Below are 23,807 nucleotides of genomic sequence, written 5' to 3'. Positions count from 1 at the left end.
GGAGGGTGTATGGCTTTCAAACAAACGAAGGGAAACGTGACCGTCGAGGCTTGCGTATTTCCCGCACCGGGCAACATGTTCAAAGGCGCACTGCGCGTGACGACCACCCGGCATGACAGGCAGATCCAGCAGGTTACCGGACGTGGCTGCGGCCGGCCGATGCGTGATTCAAGCGAAGCGCTGGCATTGGCCGAGGCCGAAGCGCGCCGCATGCTCGGGGTTTGAGATTCCATGGCCCCATCAAGATCCGCCATGATGTTTAGAGGGATGTGCAAGGTCGTTGCCATCGCCTTCATCACCAATCAGGTTCTCACGACTATTTTTACGTACGTCGCGCAGCAACTTGATGCAGCGGTGCCGCATGACACGATCTGGCTTTTCAGTTGCGTGACATGCGGGCTGCTGACCCTGTGGCTGCAATCCGATGCACGGCGTGCGTTCGGGTTCGCGCGTGAGAAGGGTTTCGTGAAGAAGAGCGGCGACAGGACGCCGGGTCTGCAGATTGCCGAGGATTGCCCGAAGCGGTGGCTGGTGATTTTGCATATCGAGCTGAATCCCGCTGCAATACAGGCATCGTGACGCTGCTTTGCGCCGCCGTGGAATTCATCCGTGCGCTGTCAAACAATGCAGTCGATTTTTACGCGACATTAACGCCACATTGGCTAAGCTTGAAGTACAAGGTAACCGCCCGGAGTTCTCAATGATACGAATGCTGATCCCTGTTCTCGACCACGGCGGCGCGATAGAAGCCGCGCGCTACGCGGCGTTCATGTTTCTGGAACGCGGCATCACCGAAGTCGACTTGCTGGAAGTGCTCGAGCCCGTCGATCAGGGGCGCGCGGCAGCCTTCCATAGTCGAAGCGCATTGGTGCGCCAGGAAAAACAGGCCATGCTGAAGGCGTTGATCGAAGTCCGCACCGTTCTCGAAGAAGCCGGCGTGCCGTACCACTGGAAACGGGTATTCGGCCATCGTACGAAAGCGATCGCTGACTACGCGGCGACCACCCAGCCCGACGTCATGGTGATCGATGCCAGCCATATGGGCTTTTTCCGCAGACTCGCCATGCTAGCCTCGCTGTCAAGGCGCACGGTTACGCCCGTGACGATGGTTCACTGAATCACCCCACGTTCATCGGCAGCAGCACCATCTGTTTGCCTTCCTGATGCAGACGCGTTTGAATTTCCAGTGGCGTGTGATTGTGCAGCCATCGGGTCAGGATATTCACCCGTTTGAAAATCAGTTTGCTGGCGAAGCAAACGCTGTTCGGAAATTCCTCCATCGTAGCCCCGGCCAGCTTGATGAATTCGTCGACGGGGTCGGTGCCAAAATCGATCCGGTATTCGGCAGCTATGCCATGCCGGCGGCAGAACGCAACGTAATAGTCGAGCGATGCTGAAATCGTTTGCCGCAATTGCTCCAGGTGCTCCGTGCCTTCGTAGCTTTGCGCGTCCACTTCACCGACCGCGAGAAATATCACATTCTTGAAATGGTCGGGAAACAGGCGGTTCACCCACAACAGCGCATGCATGCTGGCCCCGCGGTGTTTGCCGACGAGCAGAATAGCGGTCGGCTGGGACGGGTCCGGTTTGAGGGGCGTCTCCATGTCGCCGACCGCGGGCGGCGCGCCGGCAAAGAGTGCGTCCTCCTTCGCTATCAGTGTGCGGGTTTCGCTGTAATGCCGTTTGATGGCGAAGCACAGCGCCACCACCGCGCCGGTCACCAGTACGGTGAGCCAGCCGCCCGCCGTAAATTTTTCGATCAGCGTAATCACCAGCACGGTGCTGGTGACCGACAGCCCAAGCGCGGATAGCGCAAAGTGCGTCAGCCAGTTTTCGCCGTCACTGCGATGGCGCCACCAGTAAATGCACAGGCCGAGCAGGGAGAGGCTGAAGGTCAGAAAAACATTGATGCTGTACAGCACCACCAGGATCGACACGTCGCCGTGCGTCCAGATGAGAATGGCAAGGCTTGCGAGCCCCATTACGACGATGCCGTTCTGTCTGACCAGGCGCGCGGACAGATCGCGGAAATGACGCGGCACCCACGAATCCGACGCCATGTTCGACAGCACGGCTGGCCCGTCCAGAAAGCCGGTCTGTGCGCCCACCAGTAGCAGACCTGCCTCGAAGGCCAGCACGGCGGCAAGCACCGCATGCCTTGCGAACGCCGAGCCGAGCCCGAGATGATCGATGACGCTGCCGAATACCACCGCATTGAGCGTCTGACCTTCCACCGCCTGGGCGTGCCACAACATGTACAGCAGGATGATGCCGCCGGCCGTGAACGCGAGCGACGTGGACATATAAAACATCGTCGTCCTGCCGTTCGGTACGCGCGGTTCAGCCAGCATGTTGACGTTGTTCGACACGGCTTCGAGGCCCGTGTACGTGCCGCCGCCCAGCGAAAACGCCCGCATGAGCAACGCCGCCACCACGAGAGGGCCGACAGCGTGCGACATGCCGCGTGCTTCGCCGATGGCGCCCGGCACGACGGCGGCCAGGTGATCGCCATGCACTGCTACGCCGTACACGATCAGGCCGAGATGCAGCACTACGAAGCCGAGGAAGATCGGCAGCAACACCATGATCGACTCGCGCATGCCGCGAAAGTTGAGACCTGTCATCAGGACGATGAGCGTGAGTTCGGTTGTGAGCTTGACGGCCTGCGCGCTCACCGGCAGCAAGCTGAAGAATGCATCGACGCCGCTTGCGAGCGACGTGGCGATGGTCAGCACGTAATCGACCAGCAGCGCGGCGCCGGAAACCAAGCCAGGGTGCGGGCCAAGTAACGCTGTCGCGACGCGATAGCCGCCGCCACCCGTAGGAAACAGCTGGATGACCTGGTTATACCCGAGCGCGATGATGAAGACCGTCGCAGCGGTAGCCACGGCGAGAAACAATGCAAGTGAGGTGTGTTGGCCGAGCGCCAGGAAGGCTTCTTCTGGCCCGTAGCATGACGATGACAGCCCGTCGGCACCGAGGCCTACCCAGGCCAGCAGTGGCGTGACAGCGATCGCGTGGCGAGTCCGGGGATCGAGCGGATCCAGCGGCTTGCCGACAATCAAACGCCAAAAGTTAGCGAAGACGGCCATGTCCCCTCCAAACCTGGTCAGACGCTGCCGGCGTGAAAGCCGTTTTCGACAGTTCGACAGTTCGACGGTTTGGCGCCGCAGTGGCCCGGGCCCAAGGCGAATGACAATCAGCGACCGCTGCTGCGATCATTGGCAACCGACTACGAAAATGTAGGGCAGTTTTGCGCGCTGTGCCAGTGGACGATACCCGGGGATGATGTCGTCATGGAATCGAAAGATTGTGGCTTGCGCAAGACCGCGTCGCGCGGAAATCTTCTAGCCGCGCGCACCCAGATCCGCAAAGCCGATGGTTCTCGCCTCGCAAGCTTGTGTGAAGGCGGTGTCGTAGCTTGAGAAAAGGACTGTGCGGGTTGCGGCCAGCGTTCTGAACAGGTCGACCAGAACCCCGCGCGCCGAGGCGTCGAGTCCACCGACCGGTTCATCCGCGATCACGACTTTCGTCTCGCCTAGTACGGCCCCGGTCAGGAAGATTTTCTTGCGTGTGCCAAACGACATCTGCTCGAAGCGCTTGTCGAGATGCGGTTCGAGTCCGAAGCGCCTGGCAAGCTCGAGCGCGTCGCTGCCGACCGTTGTCTTTCTCTCCGACGCCACACGATTCAGATAATCACGACCGGTCTGGTCCGGATACGTCATGCAGTCTTCGGGCACATACGTGAGCACGGATTTCGCCTCGAGCGGCGCAGTGCGCAGCGAATGACCGCCGAGCCAGACTTCGCCGGCGTCGGGTTCGATCGTGCCGGCGAGGATGCCAAGCAAGGTCGACTTGCCGCTGCCGGATTCATCGTTGAGCGCCACGCATCCTGCAGCCGTGTCGTAATGCAATCCCTGAAAGATGGTGCGTTCGCTATAGCGCTTGCTGAGGTTCTCGAATCGAAGCATGGAGTGCGGAGTGTGTCAGCCGAAGAATGTGCCGCGCGACGCTCACGCAGACTGCGATCAGCACGATGCCGGGCGGCGAGGATTCTTCGGCAAGTTGGCGGTGTGCAAGTGTAGCAGCGCGCTCGGGTGCGCTCCCGGCGTCCGGCAATGACACCACCCTCACACCACCCGCCACGCGAACATCTGCTTGCGAGTGTAAAGTTGCGCATCCTGGCGCCGTTAAAGAAAAGAGCTTTACCTCGATTCTGTCAATCTATTGAAACCATCAGCGTCCCCCCGTAAAACGCAATCCACGCAAACTGCTGCCCACAAAGCGGCCCAGCCGTCCCGCGCCGAACTCAGGCGTATCGTCACGGCAATTGTTATCGGTAACGGTTTCGTGGCGTACGACTTCACTGTCTACAGCTTTTCCGCCGTCATCATCGGTAATTTGTTCTTTCCATCGAGCAATCCCGTGTCGTCGCTGCTACTCTCGCTCGCCACCTTCGGCGCGGGTTTCGTGATGCGCCCGCTCGGCGCGATCATGATCGGCCACATCGCCGACAGCCGCGGCCGCAAAGCCGGCCTCACGGTATCGCTCGCACTGATGACGCTAGGCACATGGCTGATCGCGTGCCTGCCGGGCTATGCGTCGATCGGCCCTGCCGCGACGGTGTTGATGGTGCTCGCGCGCCTGATGCAGGGACTCGCGGCAGGCGGGGAGATCGGGCCGGCGTCGGCTTCGCTGATGGAGTCAGTCGCCTACCGGCATCGCTGTTTCATGGTGAGCTGGCGCGGTGCGAGCCAGGGCGCGGCCGCCTTCGCCGCCGCGCTGGTCGGGGCGGGCACGACGGCGCTGTTGTCGCCGGCTGCCATGCATGACTGGGGATGGCGCATTCCGTTCGTGCTGGGCGGCCTGATCGGACCGGTCGGCTGGTATTTGCGTCGCCGGATGCCGGTGGCCGAGCCGCTGCAGCGTGCGCGGCTCAGCCCGAGGCGCATGTTCACAGAATACCCACGTCCGTTCGTCTGCGGCCTCCTGATGATGGCGGCGCCTTCGGTGGGCATTTACCTCACCGTCTTCTATATGCCGGCCTACCTGGTTCGTACGCTGCATCGGCCGGCCGCGATCAGCCTGTTGACGGCCTGCCTGTCAGGCCTTGTGATTCTCGTGGTGACGCCACTCGTGGCGCGCGCGGCCGACCGCTTCGCGAGTCGCAAGACGCTGCAGTACGCGGCGCTTGTGGCGTCGCTGGCGGCCGCCTGGCCGGCATTCTGGGCGCTGACCCACGGTGTGGGCGACGTTGCCGCGCTCGTCATCATCACGGCGTACGTGGCGCTTGCAGTCAACAACGCCGGTCCGAGTTCCGTGCTGATGATGGAAGCGTTGCCAGTGCATCGGCGCGCGGCCGGGCTTGCGGTGATTTACAGCTTCGGCGTTGTTCTGTTCGGCGGATTTTCGCCGTTCCTCGTGACGTGGCTGATCAACGTAACGGGCGATCCGATGGTTCCGGCGTGGTATCTGATGGCCGCGACCCTGCTCACGCTCGTCGCGTTGATGGCATTTCCCGAGGCAGATGCTCCCGAGGCAGATGCGAGGGATGCGCGCGTTGCCGGTGTTTCGCAGCCGCCGGCTTAAACGCTTACCGCGCGCTTACCCCGCGCTTACTCCGCGTTGTGCTGCCGCAGATCCCACGCGCGCACCCGCATGTCCTGCGGGCTCATGTCGAAGGTGCGGCGAAATGCGCGGGTGAAATCGGACGCGCTCTGGAAACCCAGTCCATAGGCGATTTCCGTCACCTGAAGATGCGGGAAACGGACTAGTTCGTCCGCCGCTTCCCGCAACCGGCGATTGCGGATGTAAGCGCCGAGCCCGCCGTCGTGCTCGAACCAGCGATAGATGGTCGCGCGTTTCAGTTGTAACGCCTGAACCACGCTGGTCGGCGTGAGGTCGCTCTGATGCAGGTTGGCTTCGATGTAGCGCCGCACCTGTCCCATCACGGCAGCCTGTATCGCCGCGCGGCCCGTGCCGGTCAGACGCGCCTCCTTGCGGAAGGCGGCGACCAGCAGTTGGGCGCCGGCATGGAGTGCCTCCGTCGCGGCGGCGGGGTCGAGCGTGGGGATTTCCCGGGCGACTGCTGAGAGGTGATCCAGCACGAGGCCGGTCAGCGGCGAACCCTGCTGGACAATCCTGCCGTGAATCGCCGCGCCGTCGCGCAGTTCCTCGTCCACGATCGCGGACGGTACGAACAGGCTCAGAAGCCGGCATTCGGGCCGTTCAGCCCGGAACGGCTGGTTCAGGTCGAACGCGACGATGCCCTGCACCGAAGCCGGCGCGCTGCGTTTCTTGTGCATGCCCGTCACATGGCCGATTTCGCCTTCCACGAACAGTTGAAAGACGTAATCGCGCCGCGAGTCTGTGGAAACGCGCGCGACCGACCGTTCCAGCCGCAGCGCTTGCGTGCTGCAGTCCGTAAACACCATTCCGCCGACTGCATATAGATCGATCTCACCGCGAAATCCCCCGGCGATCTGCTCCTTCGACGGCGGCGCGTCGACCACATGCCCCACGCGCTGGCGCCACGCCAGAAACTGTTCCCCGGCTGCGAGCGCATGCGTGCTGAAGCGGCTCGTGGAGATGGCGGAGCGCGATTCGGCTGCGGCTGCGGCGGCCAGGTGGGGCGGCAATGTGCGCTGATTCATGGATCGGTTACTGCGAACTAGGAATGCGGTTCCGGCGGGGAAGCCGCGGTAACCAAGTATTTAACACGCCGTCGTCCAAATTGAGACGTATGGTAAAGCCAAACAAAAAACCTGCGGTATCGTCGGATGATTAGATGCAGATCGCTTTCGTCGACGGCGCAATGAGTCCAGTTATAACAGGCCCCGTTCTGAAATCGCAACTGCGCGCAGAAAGAGCGCCGTTCCGGCATTCGCGGCGCAATGAGTGAGAGGGTCCAAGCTTTGCCGGCTGGTCAGGCACGGGGTATGAAAGATGAACGGCACGAACAGGCAACCGACCGCCCAGCGCGGCGGGCGGCATCCGTCCAGTCTGGTGGATAGCCAACTGGAGCATCTTGAGAACATGGTTCAGTACGTGACGCGTGGGGACGCGGTTAGCGTGCTGGTCCCGCTAGACCATGAGTATTGGGAAAAACGCATTCGCGCGCTGGAAGAGACTTACGAGTTGATTGCCAGCCAACGCAAACGCGTCATCAAGCTTCTCGACCGGCTCGGGAGTGAAGCGCAGATGAAGCCGGGGCGGCGTACCGCTGCCTGAGTCTTAATCTGTCGAAGGGAAGAGTTGCAAAGATCGGGGGTAGTTGCAGGAGAGCAGACTGATGTCACGAGGCATCGGCAATAAAAAGAAGGACCTGAGAGTGCGGCAATGATGCGGACGGGCACATAGAGGCCCGCCGCACAGCCGCGAAAACGTTGGGCGCCTTGCCCATCGGACGTTTGGGGGCGTAGTGGTACGCGCCTCTGAACTTGGCCGAGCGACCGGTCGAGGATTGCCACGAAAGTGTTGTCCTTGCCGGGCGCTCGCTCGGCTAACCACTTGTGTCACGCCTTACATCAGCCTATCGCCACCAGCCTGGATTGATGGGCGACTTCAATATTCCGCGAATTACTGCAATTTTGACCGCTTTCAAATAGGGTGCGGTTGCTTTCAGGTATGCAGAATACGTAGTGAATATAGCGCTGATAAACTGTGCGCCGGAGCAGCGGGCATCGCCTTCAAGGCGCTGATCGCTCCCTGAAATTCGACGATATGGATCGCCGGATAGACGGTAGAAACAGGCCTTTTCTGCAATTTGGAAAGCGTGGCCCCCTGGCATACTGACCGGTGTGCGGGCTGCTAAAAGGGACGTATGGTTGGGTGTCCTTCTTTCCGTGCATGCATGGTGTCGCGTCAGCCGATTCCCTCCCGCCAGCCTCTACCACCTGATTTTGACCAGTATTGAGGGCCTGCCTTGGCCCGTTTTTGGAAGTGACTCATGAAGCCGGGAAAGAATTCGCTTGGGAAAAGACGCGTGCGCAAGATCGCCATTGGGGTCAGTGCGGTAGTCATCGCGGTGGTGCTCGCACTGAGCGCCTGGTTTTATCAGCAGCACGACGGGCAGGCAAAGCCGGCGCTTACCGGCATCGCGAGTCAGATGCGTCACGATCCTTCTGCGTGGACGCGCGAAGAGAAAGACGCATCGCAAATGTTGCGTGACATTCGCGACGCCAACGTGACCGCGATCGGCGTAAGCCCCAACGCGATTCTGGTGTCGAAGCGCGATGGCGCGAAATACTTCGTCACCGACCATAACGCGACGTTTTCGCACGCGCTGTTGCTTGGCGAACCCAAAGCTGACCAGGCTGCCTCTTATCAGCTCGTATGGCTGCCCGATGCCGACATCCGGACCGGCGGGTCCCGCTGGGTGACGGTGTTCAACCAGGTGCGCGACGCGATCAGCTTGCTGCTGCCGCTGTTGCTGATCGGCGGCATGGTGTGGTTCATGCGCCGCGAGATGCAAGGCGGCGCGTCGCTTCTCAGCAAGGCACCCACACTGCGTTTCGACGACGTGATTGGCGCGGGTGAGGCGAAGGCCGCGCTCGCGGACATTCGTGGCTATTTGTCCGATCCGAAGCAATTCACGTCGATGGGCGTACGCGCACCGTGCGGCATTCTGATGGTCGGCGGCCCAGGCGTCGGCAAGACGCGGCTCGCACAGGCGCTCGCCGGCGAATGCGGCGCGAACTTCATTTCGATTACCGGCAGCTATTTCAGTGCGAAGTACTACGGCGTCGGCATCCAGAAGGTCAAACACCTGTTCGAACTCGCGCGCAAGAACGCCCCCACCGTCATCTTCATCGACGAAGCCGACGGCCTCGCCAAGCGCACGGATACCGGCGGCGGTCCCGTCGAAGCCGAGAGCAATCGCATCATCAACCAGCTGCTGGCGGAAATGGATGGCTTTGCTTCCAATGAAGGCGTCATCATCGTCGCGGCCACCAATCATCCCGACAATCTGGACGAGGCGTTGCGCCGGCCGGGCCGGTTCGATCGCACCGTGCAGGTCCGTTTGCCCGACCGTGAAGACCGCGCGAAAATTTTCCGCTTCTATGCGCAGAAGCTGAAGTCGAAGGCCGCCGATATCGACTACGACCAACTCGCTCGCTTGACCACGGGCCTTTCTCCGGCAACGGTCGCGATGGTCGTGAATCAGGCGGGGCTGGTCGCACGCAAAGCCGGCGAGACGGAGATCGCTTCGAAGCATTTCATGGAGGCGATCAAGATAGCGCGCATCGGCGACGTGAGCGGCGCCGAGCGGGCGCTGAGCGAGGACGAACGCACGCGCATCGCGGTGCACGAGGCGGGGCACGGTCTCGTTGCCGCGCTGCTTGGCACCGGCGTACTGGAAGAGGTCACGATCTTGCCGCGTGGCGGCGCTTTAGGTGTTGCGCTCATCACGAAGGCGCAGGACAAACACCTGTACCGCGAAACTGAAATCCGCAACGAAATTCAGGTCCTGCTCGGCGGACGCAACGCCGAAATTCTCACGTTCTCCGAAGCGTCGAGCGGCGCTGCGTCGGACCTGCAGGAAGCGTCGCGCATCAGCCTCGACATGGTATCGAAGTTCGGCTTCAACCGCGACGGCGATCTGTTCAGCCTCGCGGCGCTGCCGTCACAGTACGCGGGCCTGCAATTGAAGAGCGCCATCGAGCACGCCAACGTACTGCTCAAAGAGTTGAACGAGTTGTGCTATGGATTGCTGCATGCCTACGAGCCCGTGCTGCGCGCCATTGCCGGCGAGTTGCTCGAACAGGAAACCGTTCCTGGCGAAACGGTTTACCGCTTGGTCAAGGAGCACAAGAGCGCGTTGCAGATCGTCCACGAGCCGGCTGCTGCCTGATCCGCCTTGCGCCAGGAGCGTGCGAAGACGCGCGGCGGTTTTCCTTGTTGCACTGATTGGACGCGCGGGAAACAGCAGCGCCGTCGTTATAATCCGCCGCGCTTTTGTCCGATTTTTCCGGGTACGCGGCCTATACTGAATCTCGCAGCGCAATCTTAATGCGCCGCCGACTCACGAAGTCAGCCAATGCGCGGATTTCCGTGCGACTCCTCCGCACGTATCCGCCGGCACCGGGCTACCGATCATTTTGCCCGGTGAAGCAATTCACCAATCACTATCTTCAACTATCGGCTTCCCGGCATCGCTCGCCTGCGCTGCTCGAATCGCCGACGACACCGCGCCGTATTTCCACTGGACGCAATCCGGTTGACGGGCTTCGTCCTTTTATCGCTGGCTCCGCGAACAGCGTCGGCCGTGAATGGCTGTACCTGTTCGATCGCTTTGAATGGCTCACTCAATTCAGTTAGGTAGCCGAAGTGTATGAATTGAATTGAGCGTCTGATTTGCTTACTAAGGAGATGAACATGAATAGCAAGCGTATAAGCGTTCTGTCGGCCACGGCTTTGGCACTTCTGGCACTCAGTGGCGCGGCAAAAGCCGCCGATAGGTGCTCGCTCGCGACGCTGAACGGCGCGTACGGGTTCAGCGCACAAGGAAAACTGATTGGATTGCTGGATTCCTCAAATGGCGTGCATCCGTTTGTCACACAACAGCTACTTAACGACGTTGCTCTCGTGACTTTCGACGGGTCGGGCCACTTTGCGCGGATCGACACCGGTACCGTTGGCGGCGCACCCAAGGGCGGCCAGACTGATTTCGTCGGAAATCAGAGTGGCTACTACACGATGAAATCCAATTGCACCGGAACGATGACGATCCAGTACGACAGCGGGGTGGTGCTCCTCCTCGAAATGGTCGTGACCGATGATGCCAGAGTGATCAAGGCCGTGATCATCTCCGAGACGCTCCCGAGCGCGGGACCCACCGTCGACGGCACGCCCTGCCAGGCACCCTGCGCCGAGGCGGTTGAGGTCAGTCTCGAGGGGCGGAAGGTCGTGTCCTTCGGGTTCCGTTAACTGGCGCATGGATTTCTATAAGGGCTTTCAAGGCGAAGTGAGGCCGCGAACCGTGGCGTGACACGAAAGAGGGGGTGCGAAAACACGCAAAGACGCCGACTTTTTGATGAGGTAGTGTGCTCCGATCACAAGAATCGAGACGGACATGATCGAATCGCACCACGCTTTGCCTGTTCGCGCGCCGCTGGTTCAGGTCGAGCCGAAGGCCTTGGGTGACCTCGTCCACGCCGTTGGCACGGCGGACTTCTTGCCGAGCCTGAGCGCGTTTCTGGAGCGCAGCGTCTTCGCCGACGCCGTGCATCTGGAGCGCGTGCGGCTCACGCCGGGCTTCGGCAAGGGCTATGTCGCCGAGTGGCTCGGCAGCGGCGGTCCCACGCGCATTCCGATGATCGTTCAGTTGATGGAGCTTTACTACGAGCGCTACTACGAACGGGATCCGTTGATCGCGTCGATGCGTGGAATCGTTGGCACCCAGTTGATTCAACGCGACGTTTGCGCGATCGCCGACGAAGATTTCCGCCGTGCCCTGTACGACGTCGCGGATGCGAGGCAAGAATGCTTCCTCGTGCGCGGCTCGCGCAACGTCCAGTATTCGCTGGCATTGATCCGTACACACGAGCGGCCCACGTTTTCTTTCGCCGAGCTTACCTTGCTGCGGCAAATGGGCGAATTCCTGTTCCCCTTGTGTGAGTTGCACGCGAGTACGGCGGCCGTGCGGCGCTGCACCTCGCCAGACTCCGCGATCAAGCCGGCCTCGGGTTTCGAGGAGCGGCTCGCCTCGAGCGAGATTCACCTGTCGCGGCGCGAGCATGAGATCTGCAAGCTTTTGCTGGCCGGCAAAACCGTGCCGGAAGCGGCGACGCGTCTGGAGTTACGCGTCTCGACGGCCGAGTCGTATGTCAAACGTGCCTTCGCCAAACTCGGCTTGCGCACCAAGGGTGAACTGTTCGCCTGGGCGCACGGCGAGGTCTGAGCCTCGCGTTTACCCGCGCGCCGATCTGCAGTTTGGCCCCCCTCAGGCAGGGCAGACCGGCGGTTTTCCTCCGGATACAGTCGCTTCAACGCTTCTGCACCGACGGTGCGAGGCGCTTGAGACGCATCCATTCGGAGGAAACGTAGATGGCAACAGCAGCATCGGGGCGCTGGCTCAAACGCGTTCTTGCAGCACTGGCGATGGGCGGGGCGGCTTACTACAGTACGCCGTCCGTGCAAGCCGACGAGCAGGTTGTCAACGTGTACAACTGGGGCAATTCGATCGGCAAGGACACGGTCGCGAATTTCCAGAAGGCAACCGGCATCAAAGTCGTGTACCAGGAGTTCGATTCCAACGAAACGCTCCAGGCGAAACTGCTGTCGGGCAGTTCCGGTTTCGACGTGGTGGTGCCGTCCGACGCATTCTGGGCGCGCCAGGTACAGGCCGGCATCTTCCAGAAGATCGACGCGTCGAAGCTCCCTAACGCCGCCCATCTGGACCCCGAGATCATGAAGATTCTCGCGGCGGAAGATCCTGGCCATCAGTACGGCATGCCCTGGTCGTGGGGCACGGACGGGCTCGGCATCAACGTCGAAAAAGTGGCTGCCGCGCTCGGCGCCAGTGCGCCGCTGAATAGCTGGGACCTGCTGTTCGATCCACGCAATGCGCAGAAGCTGAAAAGCTGCGGCATATCGATGATCGATTCTCCCGCCGACGCATTTGGTCTCGCGCTGCTCTATCTGAAGAAGGACCCGAACAGCCATAATCCGGCCGACTATCAGCAGGCTTATGAGCTGCTCAAAAGTATTCGCCCGTATATAGCGCAGTTCAATTCGAGCAGCTATATCAACGATCTGGCGAACGGCGACATCTGTATCGCGTTCGGGTGGTCGGGCGACATCAACACCGCGCGCCTTGCCGCCCTCGACGCGAAGAAGTCCTATCACATCAAATATGTCATTCCAGATACGGGTGCTCCAATCTGGTTCGACATGATGGCCGTTCCGAAAGACGCACCGCATCCAGAAGCCGCATTGAAATGGATCAATTTCGTGTTGTCCGAAAAGGAAAGTGCCAACCTCACCAACGACACGGCTTATCCGACGGCGATACCGGGCGCGAAACCGCTGATCAGACCTGTGGTGCTGGCCGATCCTTCGGTCTATCCGCCGCCGGAGGTCTTCAAGAAGCTGTTCTCCGTGCAGCCGCTGCCTACCGATCTCCAGCGCCTCGAAAACCGGCTCTGGAGCAAGCTCAAGATCGATTGATCTCCCGCTGATCTCCCGCTGATCTCTCTCTGATTTCACCGACCAGCAGTGCCGTCCCGCGTGCGAACGCGGCGGGACGCGCTCGCCCTGGAATAGGCCCACACCATGAAACTCACTCGTGTTGCAGCGTTATGTCTGCTCGCGTTCAATAGCGTCGCCGTGCTGGCGGCAACGCCGGCAAGCGGCAGATCCGACGCGGCGCAACTGGACGCGTTGAAGGCTCAAGTCACCGCGCTTCAATCGCAAGTCGATGCACTGCGCGCAAGCATCACCACCGTGTCCGCGGCCGCACCTGCTCCCGCGGCCTCCACGCCCGCCACGCCCGCCGCGCCGCCCATGGCCCTGACGAACGACGACGCGGCACAGATGCGCCAGCAGTTGAACAACATGACGCTCAAGGTCGATTCGCTCGAAGAAGCCGCGACGACGGGGCCGCTTGCGGGCCTGTCGATCACCGGCTATCTCGACCCGGTCTATCTGTACAACCGTGCCCAGCATTCGTCGGGCTTCATGTTCGTCAATCACGATCCGGGTGTCTACGACTACTACAACAGCACAATCGGCGACATCTATCTCGACATCAAAAAGACTTTCGGCGTGGGCCCAATGGCGCCCGCCGCCGAAATCGTGATCCAGCCAAACCGCGGCTTCGGTTCGGTTCTGAGCAACGAGCGCGGCGGCCTCGGCAACAACATCCTGACGCAAGCAGATGTCACCGTGCCGCTCAATGCGACCACCACGTTTGCCACCGGCTTGATGACAAGTCTCGCCGGCTACGAAGGGCAGCCTTCGAACCAGATGTTCACGCTGACCCACGGGCTGCTGTACGACTTCAGCGAGCCGGGCAACATGGTCGGCATCGGGTTGAAGGGCGCTAACTCGACCTACAACCATCTCTGGCAGGTGCTGTTCGGCAACGAGCAACTGCGCACCTCCGGGGCGATCGTCAACGCCGCGAACAACACCACCAAGAGCAACTGGACCCCCACGCTGACCGCGCGTTTCGACGACGTTCTGTCGACTGCGCTCGATATAGGCATTTCCGGAACCATCGGGCGGCAAACGCTGTTCTCGTTGTGCCCGGACAGCGGCGGCTATGGATATCAGTGCAATGCATCGTCGCCGTTCGGCATGTATCGCTACGTGGAAAGCGATCTGACCTACACGCGCGACAAGCTGCAGTTGAACGCGCAGCTTGACTATGGCGAGTTGCAGAAGGGCGCCTGGAACGGCGGGACGGCGCGCTGGTACGGCTTCTCGCTGCTCGGGCATCGCAAGTGGACCTCCGACTGGCTCGGCCATATGGGCGCGACGTTGCGCTTCGACTATCTGAACGACACCGCCAACGGCGGCGGTGGCAGCAACATTCTGTACGGCGCCACGGGCGGCAATCCGGCGGTCAACGGCACGAGCGGCTTCGGCGTCGATCCTGCCTGCCTGCAACGATCGGCAAGCAACGGCAGCGAATGCAAAGGCAGCGCGCACTACGACATCACGGCCGATCTGCTGTTCTACCCGACCGCTCAGATCATCGTGAAGTTCGAATACCGGCACGACCAGGCAAGTCACGCGGTATTCCTCAACAGCGACGGCAGCTATTCGCGCAGCAACGATATCGCAGCAGCGCAATTCATCTACTCGTTCTAATTCTTTCTACGCAACGCTTATGAATCGAGAACTTTGCTACCTGTCAGCCACCGATGCGATTCGCCGCTTTCGAGCGGGCACGCTCTCGCCGGTGGATTTGATGTCGAGCGTACTGGAGGCCGCTTATGAACAGCAGGCCACCGCCAATGCGACGACCGTGATCCATGCTGACGCCGCGTTGGAACGTGCGCACCTTGCCGCACAGCGCTACCGTGAAGGCAACGTGCGGCCGCTGGAAGGTATTCCGGTGGCCATCAAGGACGAAAGCGCGGTGGCCGGATGGACCATCACCAATGGGTCGACGGTGCGGGAGTACGTCGCCGATAAAAATCATCCGATGGTCGACCGGCTCGTCGACGCCGGCGCGATTCCGCACGTGCAGACCACGACGCCTGAATTTTCCTGTCTTGGTCAAACATGGAGCCGCCGTTGGGGCGTGACACGCAATCCGTGGAACCTGCACTACACCTGCTCCGGTTCGAGTGGCGGCACCGCGGCGGCGCTCGCCGCCGGCTGCGCGCCCATCGGCACGGGCAGCGACATGGCGGGCTCGATCCGCTTGCCGGCTGCGTTTCAAGGGCTATACGGATACAGGCCGCCGCTTGGGCGCGTACCGACCGCGGCCGGAGACGAACTCTTCGCGTTCGCTACTGAAGGGCCGCTGGCGCGCAGCTTCGACGATCTGGTTGCAATGCAGAACGCTATCGCCGGGCCGCATCCTGCTACCTACGCGGCGTTGCCCGCCGCACCGTTGCCCACGCAATACGACGACCTGAGCGGCTGGAAAATCGCCTTCAGCGCGACGCTCGGCAGTCCCGCCATCAGCGCCGATGTCGAAGCGAATTTGCATCATGCGCTCGATGGCTTGCGCCGCCGCGGCGCGATCATCGAACCTGTCACGATCGATTGGGATCTCAAGGCGATAGGCGACACCTTGATCGAAGGTATCTTCGGCATTTACTTCGGCGACCACTTCCGTTCATTACCGGGCGATGCATATGGACAACTGAACTCGTATGTACGGATGTTGTGGGACAAATATCGTGATCGCCGTGCTTCGCTCACACCTGCCGCTCAATGCGCCGCGAAACTACAGCAGGACATGCACGCGAAAGTCTGGTCTCAGGGCTATCGCGCGTTGTTGTGTCCCACTTCATTTACGACGGCACTGCGTGCCGATTTCGATCCGTCCGTCGAGCCGGAAGTCGAGATTGCAGGCAGGTCGGTCGAGAGCTATCTCGGCTGGGCCGCCACACCGCCGTTCAATCTTCTCAGCCGGTCTCCCGTGATCTCCGTGCCGACCGGCTTCGGCGCAAATCACGTGCCGACGGGCATGCAAATCGTCGCGCCTGCGTATCAGGACGAAGTCGCTTTCCAGATCGCCGCCAATCATGCGGCTGCCGACCATTCTGGCCTGTACACCAGCGTGTTTCCGGATTTTCGCAGCGCGCCGTGAGCCGCTTTCACGTGATCGCAGAAGGAAAACTATGAATCAGCACACAGTGAGCATGAATACAGAGGCAGCCGATTATGTGTTCGTCAACGCACGCGTCTACACAGTCGATCAGCAGAAGCCGTGGGCCGAGGCTGTTGCCGTGCGCGGCGATCGAATCATTTGCGTCGGCGATGAAAGCGCGGTGAGCGCGTTCATTGGAGAGCGGACCCGATGCATCGACGTCGGCCAGAGGTTGATGCTGCCGGGTTTTGTCGAATCGCATTGGCATTTTTCGACGACCGCTTTCGCGTTTCAGGCGTTCGTGAACTTCGAAGACCCTCAGAAGGTGCTCGACGCATTGCGCGACTATGTGATCGGCCATCCGCATGAGAAAGCGATCAGCGGCATGGGCTGGGTCCAGGCCACCATGCCCGCGCATATGCTGCGGAAGGAGACGCTCGACGAGATCTGTCCCGACCGCCCCGTCTGCCTGCTCTCTACCGATTTCCACACCATGTGGGCCAATTCGAAAGCGCTGGAGATCGCCGGTATCGATCGGGACACGCCGGTGGCGGAAGAGGGCGCGAGCTGGTTCGAGAAGGACCCGGTGAGCGGCGAACCGACCGGCCTCGTCGTGGACGGCGCGGCCTATTCGCTGCTGATGCGCAGATTGAGCGACGCCGGCTATTTTCCGCAAGGCATCGACCTTTATCTGCAATCGTTTTCTGTCTGGCAGGAAAAGCTCGCTGCGGCGGGCATCACGACGGTTTTCGACGCGGGCTTTCTCGACCCGAGCGGCGATCAATCGCTACTCTATGAGACTTTGCAGCAGATGGAACGCGAAGACCGCCTCAAATTACGGGTGGTCGGCAGCTATGCGGCGCTGGGCGCGGTGACCGATCCGGTCGCGACGCTGCTCGATTACCGCTCGCGTTATCACTCGCCCTTGGTGAAAGCACAGGTGCTCAAGCTATTCATCGACGGCACCGAAATGAACCATACAGCGTATCTGTTGGCGCCGTACGCGGATCAGCCGCATACGTGCGGCGACACGACGATGCCGGAGGAGGATTTCAGGCGGCTGCTGCTCGAAGCGGACCGGCACGGCATCGACGTGATGATGCATTGCGTGGGTGACGCCGCGGTGCGGCTCGCATTGGATGGTCTGGAGCAGGTGAATGCGACGAATCCGTCGCGCGAACGGCGCCACGTGATTACCCACGCATTCCTGACCCATCCCGACGATATTCCGCGCTTCCGGCGGCTCGGCGTGCTCGCCAACACCCAATTGCAATGGGGCGTGGTGGATGCGTATAGCGAGTTGATTCGGGAATACTACGGCGAAGAGCGCTGGAGCAATATGTACAAGTTCCGCACCTTCATCGATCAGGGCGTGACGGTTTCGATCGGTATGGATGGACTGGCGTGTCAGTGCCGTTGCCAGCATCGGCCAGTCGAGCATATCGAATCGGGGCACACGCGTCAGTTAGCGGGCGAAGCCGATGCGCCGGTGTTACCGGACCGCAATGAACGCTTGAGCATTCCGCAACTGATTGCGGCTTACACGATCAATGGGGCGTACCAGTTGCGCATGGAACACGAGATCGGATCGGTCACATGTGGCAAGCGGGCTGACTTGATCGTGCTGGAGAGCGATCTGTTTGAAGTTGCACCGCACGACATCGGCCGCATGAACGTGGCGCTGACGATGATGAACGGTGCAGTCACTCATGGTTCGGTGGACGCTCTGGCCGTATCACAGCCCTCCTGGCCACGACGTCCGCGCTAGCGGGCCGTGGTTATGCAAAGTCGGAGGGGCCGGGCGGCGGCACGCCGGGAGGCGTGTCGGTTTCGCCCAGGGCGTCGTTGGACTTTTCTTCAGGCGGTGGCGTCGTTCCCTTTTTTGGCAACGGCTGATCGAGACCCGGTTCGACCGGCGTGGGAACGGCGTCGCCGATGGGCTTGGATACCTCGGTAGGCGGGCTGCCCGGATCTTCATCCGGCTTGGAGTCTTGCTCGTTCGGGGGATTTGCCATGATTGCCGGGACGGCTCTCCGGTTGATTGCTGTAGGCAATGACCAGCAATGCGCGTTCCACGACTTGGATTGACCGGCGTGCCCCGCCCCAACGCCTATAAAACCCCGGATTTCCAAACCATCTGCGCAGCGGCTGCCAGAACGAACACCAGAACCAGAACGCGAAACGCCGCGGGCGGCAACCTGTCTCTAAGCGGCCGCACTAATATCATTCCCACGATCACCGGCACACTCGCGCAAGCCGAAATGGCCAGATCGCTCAAGCTGGCATGCGCGCCGCCGCTAAACGTGGCGACCAACGTGATAATCGAAACGACGAGAATGATGGCGATCTGCTTCGTAAAGACTTTCCCCGTGGCGCCCGTGGCGATCAGATACATCGCCAGTAATGGCCCCGGCACCGAAGCGATGCTCTCCATCACCGCCGCACCGAATCCCAACACGAACCCTGCCGGCTTGGCCCATGCCGGTGACAGCGTAAGCCGCGGCGAAAGCAACAGGAGCAGCGCCGCAACGATCAGCAATATGCCCGCGGCAGCCTGTGCGCGATGGGGCGCCAGCGAGATCAATACGCTCACGCCGACGATGTTGCCGATCACCGTGCCGATCAACGGCGCGGCAATGCGCCGGATTGTCGGCAGCATGTCGCCGCCTTCCAGCGCCTGTGGAATATTGCCGAGAATGATCGGCATCGACAGCAATAGAACGGCCTCCTTGATCGGCATGAACTGGCTGAGAATCGGCATCGCCACCAGCGGCACGCCGATACTGACCACGCCCTTGACCATCCCGCCCAGCAACAGCGCCGCAATAATGCCAAGCAGCGCGTAGAGGCTGAGCGCCTGCAGGCCCGCGCCAAGCACGCCGTTGAGGAAACTGAAATGAACCATCATTGAAGTCCGCGAGCCAACCGCGCGGACCAGATGGACCGGAATTCGCGCGGGCAGTGGCTTGTTTTTATCGTTCGGCCTGTTCAATGCCCGCGTGTTGCGCAAGGGTCGAAGCGGCCGGCTAAGTGAGGCCGCATGATACCGTGCCCTTACTCAAGCCGCATGAAAGCAGAACGTAATGATTGATTCCTTCAAACGACATCTGAAGCGGCGCTTTCATCTCTCAACGCGGGCTCGTTGCGAGCGGCAAACGTGGCCGGCGTTTGCGTAGCCGCGGGAGTTGCGGTGTCCACCGGTGCGCGCCGCGTTTTCAAGCGAAGAATCGGTGCCTCGATCAGCCGCCAGGACAGCACGGCCATCGCCAGCGAAATTGCAAACGACGCGGCAATACCGGCGATGTGCGCCCATAGCGGCACGGTGCCGCCGAAGAACGCGGTGGCGTGGTGGTTGCGGGTCAGGTCGGGAATCAGATTGTGATAGAGATAAAAGCCGTAACTGATGCGCCCGAAGCTCACCAGCCAGCCGGTTTCAAGCAGACCGATCACTGCCGCGTTGCGGCAGCACGCAATTGAACACACAAGCGCCGCGATAGAGACGCCATACAAGGCACTGACCGTCGTGAAGGCAAGCGAACTGTCCAACTGACTCCACCTTGGCTCAGTCGCACAAAACCCCACCAGGCAAACACTCAACACCAGAAGCGTCATGCCATGCCCGAGCATGACTCGCAAGCGGCTCTCTTCTCCTGCGATCATCAAGCCGCCAATCCCGCCCAACGCCAGCAGCCAGAAGTTGGTCAGCGGATGCGTATAAATCGTGATTTCCTGCCACTGTGCCGCTCGCATCGCCAGCAGCGAAACCAGTCCAACCGCGACGATCGTGAGGCACACCGCGCGATGCCGCCGCGCCGCAACCAGCAGCAATAACGGCGCAAACACGAGATAAAACTGCTCTTCGATCGCGAGACTCCAGAGATGCGAGTAACGCCCCGGCCAGTAATGGAGTACCGAGCCGATCCAGAGGTTCGACAGATAAGCGAAATGGTATGGCATGCCGCCAGCCAGTTCGGGACTCGCCATCCCGAGTGCCATCAGCACGCACATCACCACCAGCATCAGGTAGTAAATCGGAAATATGCGCAGCGTGCGGCGAAACAGGAAGCGCTTCAGCTCCGCGCCGAACCGGCTGCCGTTTCTTTCGATGCGCGTGCGTTGCGCGGACAGAATGCCGATGATCAGAAAGCCGCTCAGCGCGAAGAAGGTCCACACGCCGAGATGGCCAATCTCGCCGATGTCACCGAATAGGCGGTGCTGAAAAAATACCATTAGGACTGCAATCGCGCGCAATCCGTCGAAGCCGGCAATCCTGTTGTTCATGTGGTCGTCTTCCAGTGCGGGTCCATCCTACGATGAAAAAAAGCGAAAGAAATCGCGCATCACAATCGGCTATTTTTTTCCGCAGCCCTTACCGATCGTGCTCACGCCGGACGCATTAAAAGCCGCAAAACTTGCCGCGAATCGAAGGTGCGATGACTCAGTATTACTGCATGCCGACATCTGAATTTCAGATTGCTGGCGCCCCACATGCATTTAAAGGGCGGTTGTCAGCGCGCGTCGACCTGCTGCACGGTATCGATGGGAACGTTTTATTGTTATGGAGTTCCTACGGTAAACAACGGTACATAGCCGCTTTTCACAGCGCATTGCATGCACGCGCCACTTTGCGAGAACCTGAATGGACACGCGCCGCGGACGCTCGATCGAAGTGGATTTCTTTCGCGGCGTCGTGCTGATTGTCATCGTGCTGGACCACATTCCCGGCAGCACGCTGTCGCATCTGATGTTGCACACGTATGCCTTGTGCGACTCGGCCGAAGTGTTCGTGTTCCTCGGCGGCTATGCGTCGGCGGCAGCGTATACGGCGGTGCTCGCGGGCCGCGGCGAGAGTGCGGCGAAGATGCGCTTCGTCTGGCGCTGCTGGGAGATTTACCGTGCCTATCTATTGACGGCTGTATTGACGCTGCTGTCCGGCGCCGTCCTCGCGCAATTGCATCTGAACCCCCCGATGGTCGACCTTAGCGGCTGGCAGCCGTTCGTGGTTCAGCCACTGCGCGCGGCGTTCGATATTGCCGTGCTGCGACGCCAGCCGTATCTGTCGAGCGTGCTGCCCATGTACGTGGTCTTCGCGTTATGCGTGCCGTTCGTGGTGCCGCTGGCGCGCCGTTCGTCGCTCGCGGCGCTGGGCCTGAGCGTGTCGATCTGGGCACTGGCCCGGCCGCTGGCCGGACTATTCAGCATTGACGACGTGGCCGACTGGGCTTTTAATCCGTTTGCATGGCAACTGATGTTTGTGCTCGGTATTCTGTGCCGGGTGCAACCCGTCAGCGAGCGCTTTCACGCGACCCGCACCGCGCGCTGGTTCACGCGCGCCGCGGTGGTTGCGGTGCTGGCATTTGCCATTGTCAAACTCTTTGTGCTGACGCAGCCGCTGCCTGGCGTGCTTAAACAGAATCTTTCCGTGGAACGTGTGATCAACTTCGTCGTCATTGCCTGGCTTGCTGCGCAGTTCGTGCGCCAGGGCCACGTCGCACGGCTTGCAGAGCGGTTGCCGGCTGTGGTGACGGTCGGCCGTACCGGGCTCGTGTGTTTTGTCGCCGGCACACTGGTGTCGTTGATTGTCGATACGGCGACGCCGCATACGTTCCACGGTTTTCGCGGCACGCTGGTCGGACTCGGTGGCGATCTGGTCGCCATCGGCTTGGTGCTGATGATCGCGCGCGGCTGGAACGACTGGAAAGGGCAGCCGCAGCGCACGGCTGCCAACGGCGCGGGTTACGGATGAGGGCGCGTGTGCGCCATAAGCGTTATCGGCGCCATGCGCGTTCTACGCGAGGTTCACGCACGATCGCCACGGTCGTCACGGTTGTCGGTTCGGCGCTATGGCTGATGAGCGCCTCGGACGCATTTGCCGCGCCCAAGGAAGATCCGCTCGCCATGCATTGCGCGGAATTCGCGGGCGCCGTATTACCCCCTGAACTGATTGCCTTGCCGACTGCGGGTGTGCAGATCGAAAGCGCGGCAATGGTGGCCGCCACGGCGCCCGGCAATCAGCAAGGCGGCGAATATTGCCGCATCACAGGCCGCATCAAGGCGCTCAGGGCCAGCACGCCCGATATCCGCTTCGACCTGAATCTGCCGCGCCGCTGGAACGGCCGCGCGCTGCAGATCGGCGGCGGGGGCTATAACGGCGTGGTGGTGAGCGGCACGGGTGTGATGCCGTTTTCTCCGGATCGCGCACCGCTCGCGCAAGGCTATGCGACCTTCGGTGACGACTCCGGGCATGTGGGCGATTCGTCGCTCGCGGTCTTCGGCCTCGTCGACGAAGCGGTGACGAATTTCGGCTACGCGCATCTGAAGAAAACGCACGACGCCGCGCTCGCCCTCATTGCGCGCGCTTACGGCCGGCCGCCGCAACGGATGTATTTCGCCGGTGGCTCGACGGGCGGGCGTGAAGGCTACACGGTGATGCAGCGCTATCCCGACGATTACGACGGTGTGATCGCCAATTCGCCCGCGCTCAACTTTACCGGCGTGCGTTTGATGGGGGTGAAGATCGGCCAGGCGGAATTTGCAACGCCGGGCGGTTTCATTCCACCGCTGTTGCTCGAGCACGTGGTTCAACGCACGCTGGCGATCTGCGACCGGCTCGACGGCGCGGCGGACGGCATCATCAGCGACGTCGCCGGCTGCCGGGAACACGAAGCGGAAATCATCGCCTCGTTGCGCTGTGCCGGACGGGCGCCCTCGCACGACGAATGCCTCACCGATGCGCAATTCTCCACCTTGCTGGTGATGCGCGATGGCCTGTCGTTGCCGTACACGCTGGCGTGGGGCGTCACGGGCTATCGCGGCTACAACGTCTTTCAGGGTACGCATCTGAGCGGCATGCTCGGGCTGGCGCATCAACCCGAGCGCCTGCCGGTGCCGACTTTCTTTGCCAACGGCTACCTGTTCGCGCAGGGCGACGGCTACATTCGCTATTTCGTGACGCGTGACGCGGAATTCGACTCGCTCAGGTTCGACCCGCTGCATCCCGGCAAATATCGTGCACAGCTTGTCGCGCTGTCACAGACGATCGGCGCGATGAACCCCGACCTCGCACGCTACATCGCGCGCGGCGGCAAGCTCATCACGCTGCAAGGCCTCGCCGACGAAGTCATCAGCCCGAACCAGACGATCGCCTACTACGAAGCGCTGATCGATCGCTTCGGCATCGACCAGGTCGATGCGTTCATGCGGCTGTACATGGTGCCGGGCTTTCAACATGGCAGCGGAGTGTTCATCCCGTCCGTGGACCTGCTGGGCGCGCTCGATAATTGGGTCACACGCGGCGTGGCGCCCGAAACCTTGACCGCTACGGATATCGCGGCAGCAACCAATGGACGCTCGCGTCCGTTGTGCCGTTACCCGCTGTTTCCCCGCTATGGCGGTAAGGGTAATGTGAATCTCGCCAGCAGCTTTGCATGCGCCGAACCGTGACGGAAGCGGCAGTTCCGGCCAGCCCCCAGTTGATGTCGAAAGGCCTGTACGCCATCGCCGATGGGGCCTGATCGGCGCACGAGGCGTTCCT

At 61.3% G+C, this 23,807-nt stretch carries 20 protein-coding genes; 14 read left to right on the top strand and 6 right to left on the bottom strand.

What is annotated here, in order from left to right; translation table 11 throughout:
- Window positions 1-9: 9 nt before the first annotated feature.
- The 3 genes from KHO31_RS29925 to KHO31_RS29915 all read left to right on the top strand — a co-directional run bounded on the left by KHO31_RS29925 (window position 10) and on the right by KHO31_RS29915 (window position 1,117).
- Entirely contained in the window at window positions 10-225 is a 216-nt protein-coding gene (locus KHO31_RS29925) for a hypothetical protein (RefSeq protein WP_201073562.1), read from the top strand.
- A gap of 27 nt (window positions 226-252) precedes the next feature.
- A complete protein-coding gene (locus KHO31_RS29920) occupies window positions 253-579 on the top strand; it encodes a hypothetical protein (protein WP_201073560.1) in 327 nt (108 codons plus the stop codon).
- Window positions 580-700: 121 nt separating this feature from the next.
- On the top strand, window positions 701-1,117 hold the full coding sequence (locus tag KHO31_RS29915) for a universal stress protein (protein ID WP_201085323.1): 417 nt from the start codon (window positions 701-703) through the stop codon (window positions 1,115-1,117).
- A 1-nt stretch (window position 1,118) separates the two neighbouring features.
- On the opposite strand, the gene KHO31_RS29910 is transcribed toward KHO31_RS29915, so the two are convergent.
- Both KHO31_RS29910 and KHO31_RS29905 read right to left on the bottom strand, forming a co-directional pair.
- Window positions 1,119-3,092 (bottom strand): APC family permease, encoded by a 1,974-nt coding sequence (locus KHO31_RS29910; RefSeq protein WP_201073557.1) that lies wholly within the window; start codon window positions 3,090-3,092, stop codon window positions 1,119-1,121.
- Window positions 3,093-3,347: 255 nt separating this feature from the next.
- The gene (locus KHO31_RS29905) at window positions 3,348-3,971 is read right to left on the bottom strand and encodes an ABC transporter ATP-binding protein (protein WP_201073555.1); all 624 of its coding nucleotides are present in this window, start codon (window positions 3,969-3,971) and stop codon (window positions 3,348-3,350) included.
- A gap of 256 nt (window positions 3,972-4,227) precedes the next feature.
- Here KHO31_RS29905 and KHO31_RS29900 point away from each other — a divergent pair, with 256 nt between their 5' ends.
- A complete protein-coding gene (locus KHO31_RS29900; RefSeq protein ID WP_201073553.1) occupies window positions 4,228-5,589 on the top strand; it encodes an MFS transporter in 1,362 nt (453 codons plus the stop codon).
- 26 nt (window positions 5,590-5,615) lie between these two features.
- On the opposite strand, the gene KHO31_RS29895 is transcribed toward KHO31_RS29900, so the two are convergent.
- Window positions 5,616-6,653 (bottom strand): AraC family transcriptional regulator, encoded by a 1,038-nt coding sequence (locus tag KHO31_RS29895; protein WP_201073551.1) that lies wholly within the window; start codon window positions 6,651-6,653, stop codon window positions 5,616-5,618.
- A 292-nt stretch (window positions 6,654-6,945) separates the two neighbouring features.
- On the opposite strand from KHO31_RS29895, the gene KHO31_RS29890 reads away from it, so the two are divergent.
- The 8 genes from KHO31_RS29890 to KHO31_RS29855 all read left to right on the top strand — a co-directional run bounded on the left by KHO31_RS29890 (window position 6,946) and on the right by KHO31_RS29855 (window position 18,041).
- The gene (locus KHO31_RS29890) at window positions 6,946-7,230 is read left to right on the top strand and encodes a hypothetical protein (RefSeq protein ID WP_201073549.1); all 285 of its coding nucleotides are present in this window, start codon (window positions 6,946-6,948) and stop codon (window positions 7,228-7,230) included.
- A 718-nt stretch (window positions 7,231-7,948) separates the two neighbouring features.
- Window positions 7,949-9,853: an AAA family ATPase gene (locus tag KHO31_RS29885; RefSeq protein WP_201085326.1), complete on the top strand. Its 1,905-nt coding sequence runs from the start codon at window positions 7,949-7,951 to the stop codon at window positions 9,851-9,853.
- A 524-nt stretch (window positions 9,854-10,377) separates the two neighbouring features.
- Window positions 10,378-10,929, top strand: a complete 552-nt coding sequence (locus KHO31_RS29880) for a hypothetical protein (RefSeq protein ID WP_236061596.1) — start codon at window positions 10,378-10,380, stop codon at window positions 10,927-10,929.
- Window positions 10,930-11,074: 145 nt separating this feature from the next.
- On the top strand, window positions 11,075-11,902 hold the full coding sequence (locus KHO31_RS29875) for a helix-turn-helix transcriptional regulator (RefSeq protein WP_211624809.1): 828 nt from the start codon (window positions 11,075-11,077) through the stop codon (window positions 11,900-11,902).
- Window positions 11,903-12,048: 146 nt separating this feature from the next.
- Window positions 12,049-13,170 (top strand): polyamine ABC transporter substrate-binding protein, encoded by a 1,122-nt coding sequence (locus KHO31_RS29870; protein WP_211624807.1) that lies wholly within the window; start codon window positions 12,049-12,051, stop codon window positions 13,168-13,170.
- A 105-nt stretch (window positions 13,171-13,275) separates the two neighbouring features.
- Window positions 13,276-14,817 (top strand): DUF3138 family protein, encoded by a 1,542-nt coding sequence (locus KHO31_RS29865; RefSeq protein WP_201085329.1) that lies wholly within the window; start codon window positions 13,276-13,278, stop codon window positions 14,815-14,817.
- A gap of 19 nt (window positions 14,818-14,836) precedes the next feature.
- Window positions 14,837-16,273, top strand: a complete 1,437-nt coding sequence (locus KHO31_RS29860; RefSeq protein WP_211624805.1) for an amidase — start codon at window positions 14,837-14,839, stop codon at window positions 16,271-16,273.
- Between the two features lie 31 nt (window positions 16,274-16,304).
- Window positions 16,305-18,041 (top strand): amidohydrolase, encoded by a 1,737-nt coding sequence (locus KHO31_RS29855; RefSeq protein WP_211624803.1) that lies wholly within the window; start codon window positions 16,305-16,307, stop codon window positions 18,039-18,041.
- A gap of 10 nt (window positions 18,042-18,051) precedes the next feature.
- On the opposite strand, the gene KHO31_RS29850 is transcribed toward KHO31_RS29855, so the two are convergent.
- From KHO31_RS29850 to KHO31_RS29840, 3 genes are all read right to left on the bottom strand, one after another.
- On the bottom strand, window positions 18,052-18,288 hold the full coding sequence (locus KHO31_RS29850) for a hypothetical protein (protein WP_201073539.1): 237 nt from the start codon (window positions 18,286-18,288) through the stop codon (window positions 18,052-18,054).
- Window positions 18,289-18,383: 95 nt separating this feature from the next.
- Window positions 18,384-19,178: a sulfite exporter TauE/SafE family protein gene (locus KHO31_RS29845; RefSeq protein ID WP_201073911.1), complete on the bottom strand. Its 795-nt coding sequence runs from the start codon at window positions 19,176-19,178 to the stop codon at window positions 18,384-18,386.
- 191 nt (window positions 19,179-19,369) lie between these two features.
- Window positions 19,370-20,554 carry an acyltransferase family protein gene (locus tag KHO31_RS29840; protein ID WP_201085332.1) on the bottom strand — a complete coding sequence of 395 codons (1,185 nt, stop codon included), beginning with the start codon at window positions 20,552-20,554 and terminating at the stop codon, window positions 19,370-19,372.
- Between the two features lie 358 nt (window positions 20,555-20,912).
- Between KHO31_RS29840 and KHO31_RS29835 the strand changes: the two genes are divergently transcribed.
- Both KHO31_RS29835 and KHO31_RS29830 read left to right on the top strand, forming a co-directional pair.
- Window positions 20,913-22,019: an OpgC domain-containing protein gene (locus tag KHO31_RS29835; RefSeq protein WP_201073535.1), complete on the top strand. Its 1,107-nt coding sequence runs from the start codon at window positions 20,913-20,915 to the stop codon at window positions 22,017-22,019.
- A 104-nt stretch (window positions 22,020-22,123) separates the two neighbouring features.
- Window positions 22,124-23,716 (top strand): tannase/feruloyl esterase family alpha/beta hydrolase, encoded by a 1,593-nt coding sequence (locus KHO31_RS29830; protein ID WP_236071538.1) that lies wholly within the window; start codon window positions 22,124-22,126, stop codon window positions 23,714-23,716.
- Window positions 23,717-23,807 lie beyond the last annotated feature (91 nt).

The sequence above is a fragment of the Paraburkholderia domus genome (assembly GCF_905220705.1).
Taxonomy (GTDB): Bacteria; Pseudomonadota; Gammaproteobacteria; order Burkholderiales; family Burkholderiaceae; genus Paraburkholderia; species Paraburkholderia domus.
The sequence above is the reverse complement of the archived record's forward strand: the minus strand, read 5'-3'. Positions and strand labels throughout refer to the sequence as shown.

What these genes read in the sequence shown, in the direction of transcription:
- KHO31_RS29925 (WP_201073562.1), top strand. Translation starts at nt 10, where the DNA reads ATGGCTTTCAAACAAACGAAGGGAAACGTGACCGTCGAGGCTTGCGTA.
- KHO31_RS29920 (WP_201073560.1), top strand. Translation starts at nt 253, where the DNA reads ATGATGTTTAGAGGGATGTGCAAGGTCGTTGCCATCGCCTTCATCACC.
- KHO31_RS29915 (WP_201085323.1), top strand. Translation starts at nt 701, where the DNA reads ATGATACGAATGCTGATCCCTGTTCTCGACCACGGCGGCGCGATAGAA.
- KHO31_RS29910 (WP_201073557.1), bottom strand. Translation starts at nt 3,092, where the DNA reads ATGGCCGTCTTCGCTAACTTTTGGCGTTTGATTGTCGGCAAGCCGCTG.
- KHO31_RS29905 (WP_201073555.1), bottom strand. Translation starts at nt 3,971, where the DNA reads ATGCTTCGATTCGAGAACCTCAGCAAGCGCTATAGCGAACGCACCATC.
- KHO31_RS29895 (WP_201073551.1), bottom strand. Translation starts at nt 6,653, where the DNA reads ATGAATCAGCGCACATTGCCGCCCCACCTGGCCGCCGCAGCCGCAGCC.
- KHO31_RS29890 (WP_201073549.1), top strand. Translation starts at nt 6,946, where the DNA reads ATGAACGGCACGAACAGGCAACCGACCGCCCAGCGCGGCGGGCGGCAT.
- KHO31_RS29885 (WP_201085326.1), top strand. Translation starts at nt 7,949, where the DNA reads ATGAAGCCGGGAAAGAATTCGCTTGGGAAAAGACGCGTGCGCAAGATC.
- KHO31_RS29880 (WP_236061596.1), top strand. Translation starts at nt 10,378, where the DNA reads ATGAATAGCAAGCGTATAAGCGTTCTGTCGGCCACGGCTTTGGCACTT.
- KHO31_RS29875 (WP_211624809.1), top strand. Translation starts at nt 11,075, where the DNA reads ATGATCGAATCGCACCACGCTTTGCCTGTTCGCGCGCCGCTGGTTCAG.
- KHO31_RS29870 (WP_211624807.1), top strand. Translation starts at nt 12,049, where the DNA reads ATGGCAACAGCAGCATCGGGGCGCTGGCTCAAACGCGTTCTTGCAGCA.
- KHO31_RS29865 (WP_201085329.1), top strand. Translation starts at nt 13,276, where the DNA reads ATGAAACTCACTCGTGTTGCAGCGTTATGTCTGCTCGCGTTCAATAGC.
- KHO31_RS29860 (WP_211624805.1), top strand. Translation starts at nt 14,837, where the DNA reads ATGAATCGAGAACTTTGCTACCTGTCAGCCACCGATGCGATTCGCCGC.
- KHO31_RS29855 (WP_211624803.1), top strand. Translation starts at nt 16,305, where the DNA reads ATGAATCAGCACACAGTGAGCATGAATACAGAGGCAGCCGATTATGTG.
- KHO31_RS29850 (WP_201073539.1), bottom strand. Translation starts at nt 18,288, where the DNA reads ATGGCAAATCCCCCGAACGAGCAAGACTCCAAGCCGGATGAAGATCCG.
- KHO31_RS29845 (WP_201073911.1), bottom strand. Translation starts at nt 19,178, where the DNA reads ATGGTTCATTTCAGTTTCCTCAACGGCGTGCTTGGCGCGGGCCTGCAG.
- KHO31_RS29840 (WP_201085332.1), bottom strand. Translation starts at nt 20,554, where the DNA reads ATGAACAACAGGATTGCCGGCTTCGACGGATTGCGCGCGATTGCAGTC.
- KHO31_RS29835 (WP_201073535.1), top strand. Translation starts at nt 20,913, where the DNA reads ATGGACACGCGCCGCGGACGCTCGATCGAAGTGGATTTCTTTCGCGGC.
- KHO31_RS29830 (WP_236071538.1), top strand. Translation starts at nt 22,124, where the DNA reads ATGAGCGCCTCGGACGCATTTGCCGCGCCCAAGGAAGATCCGCTCGCC.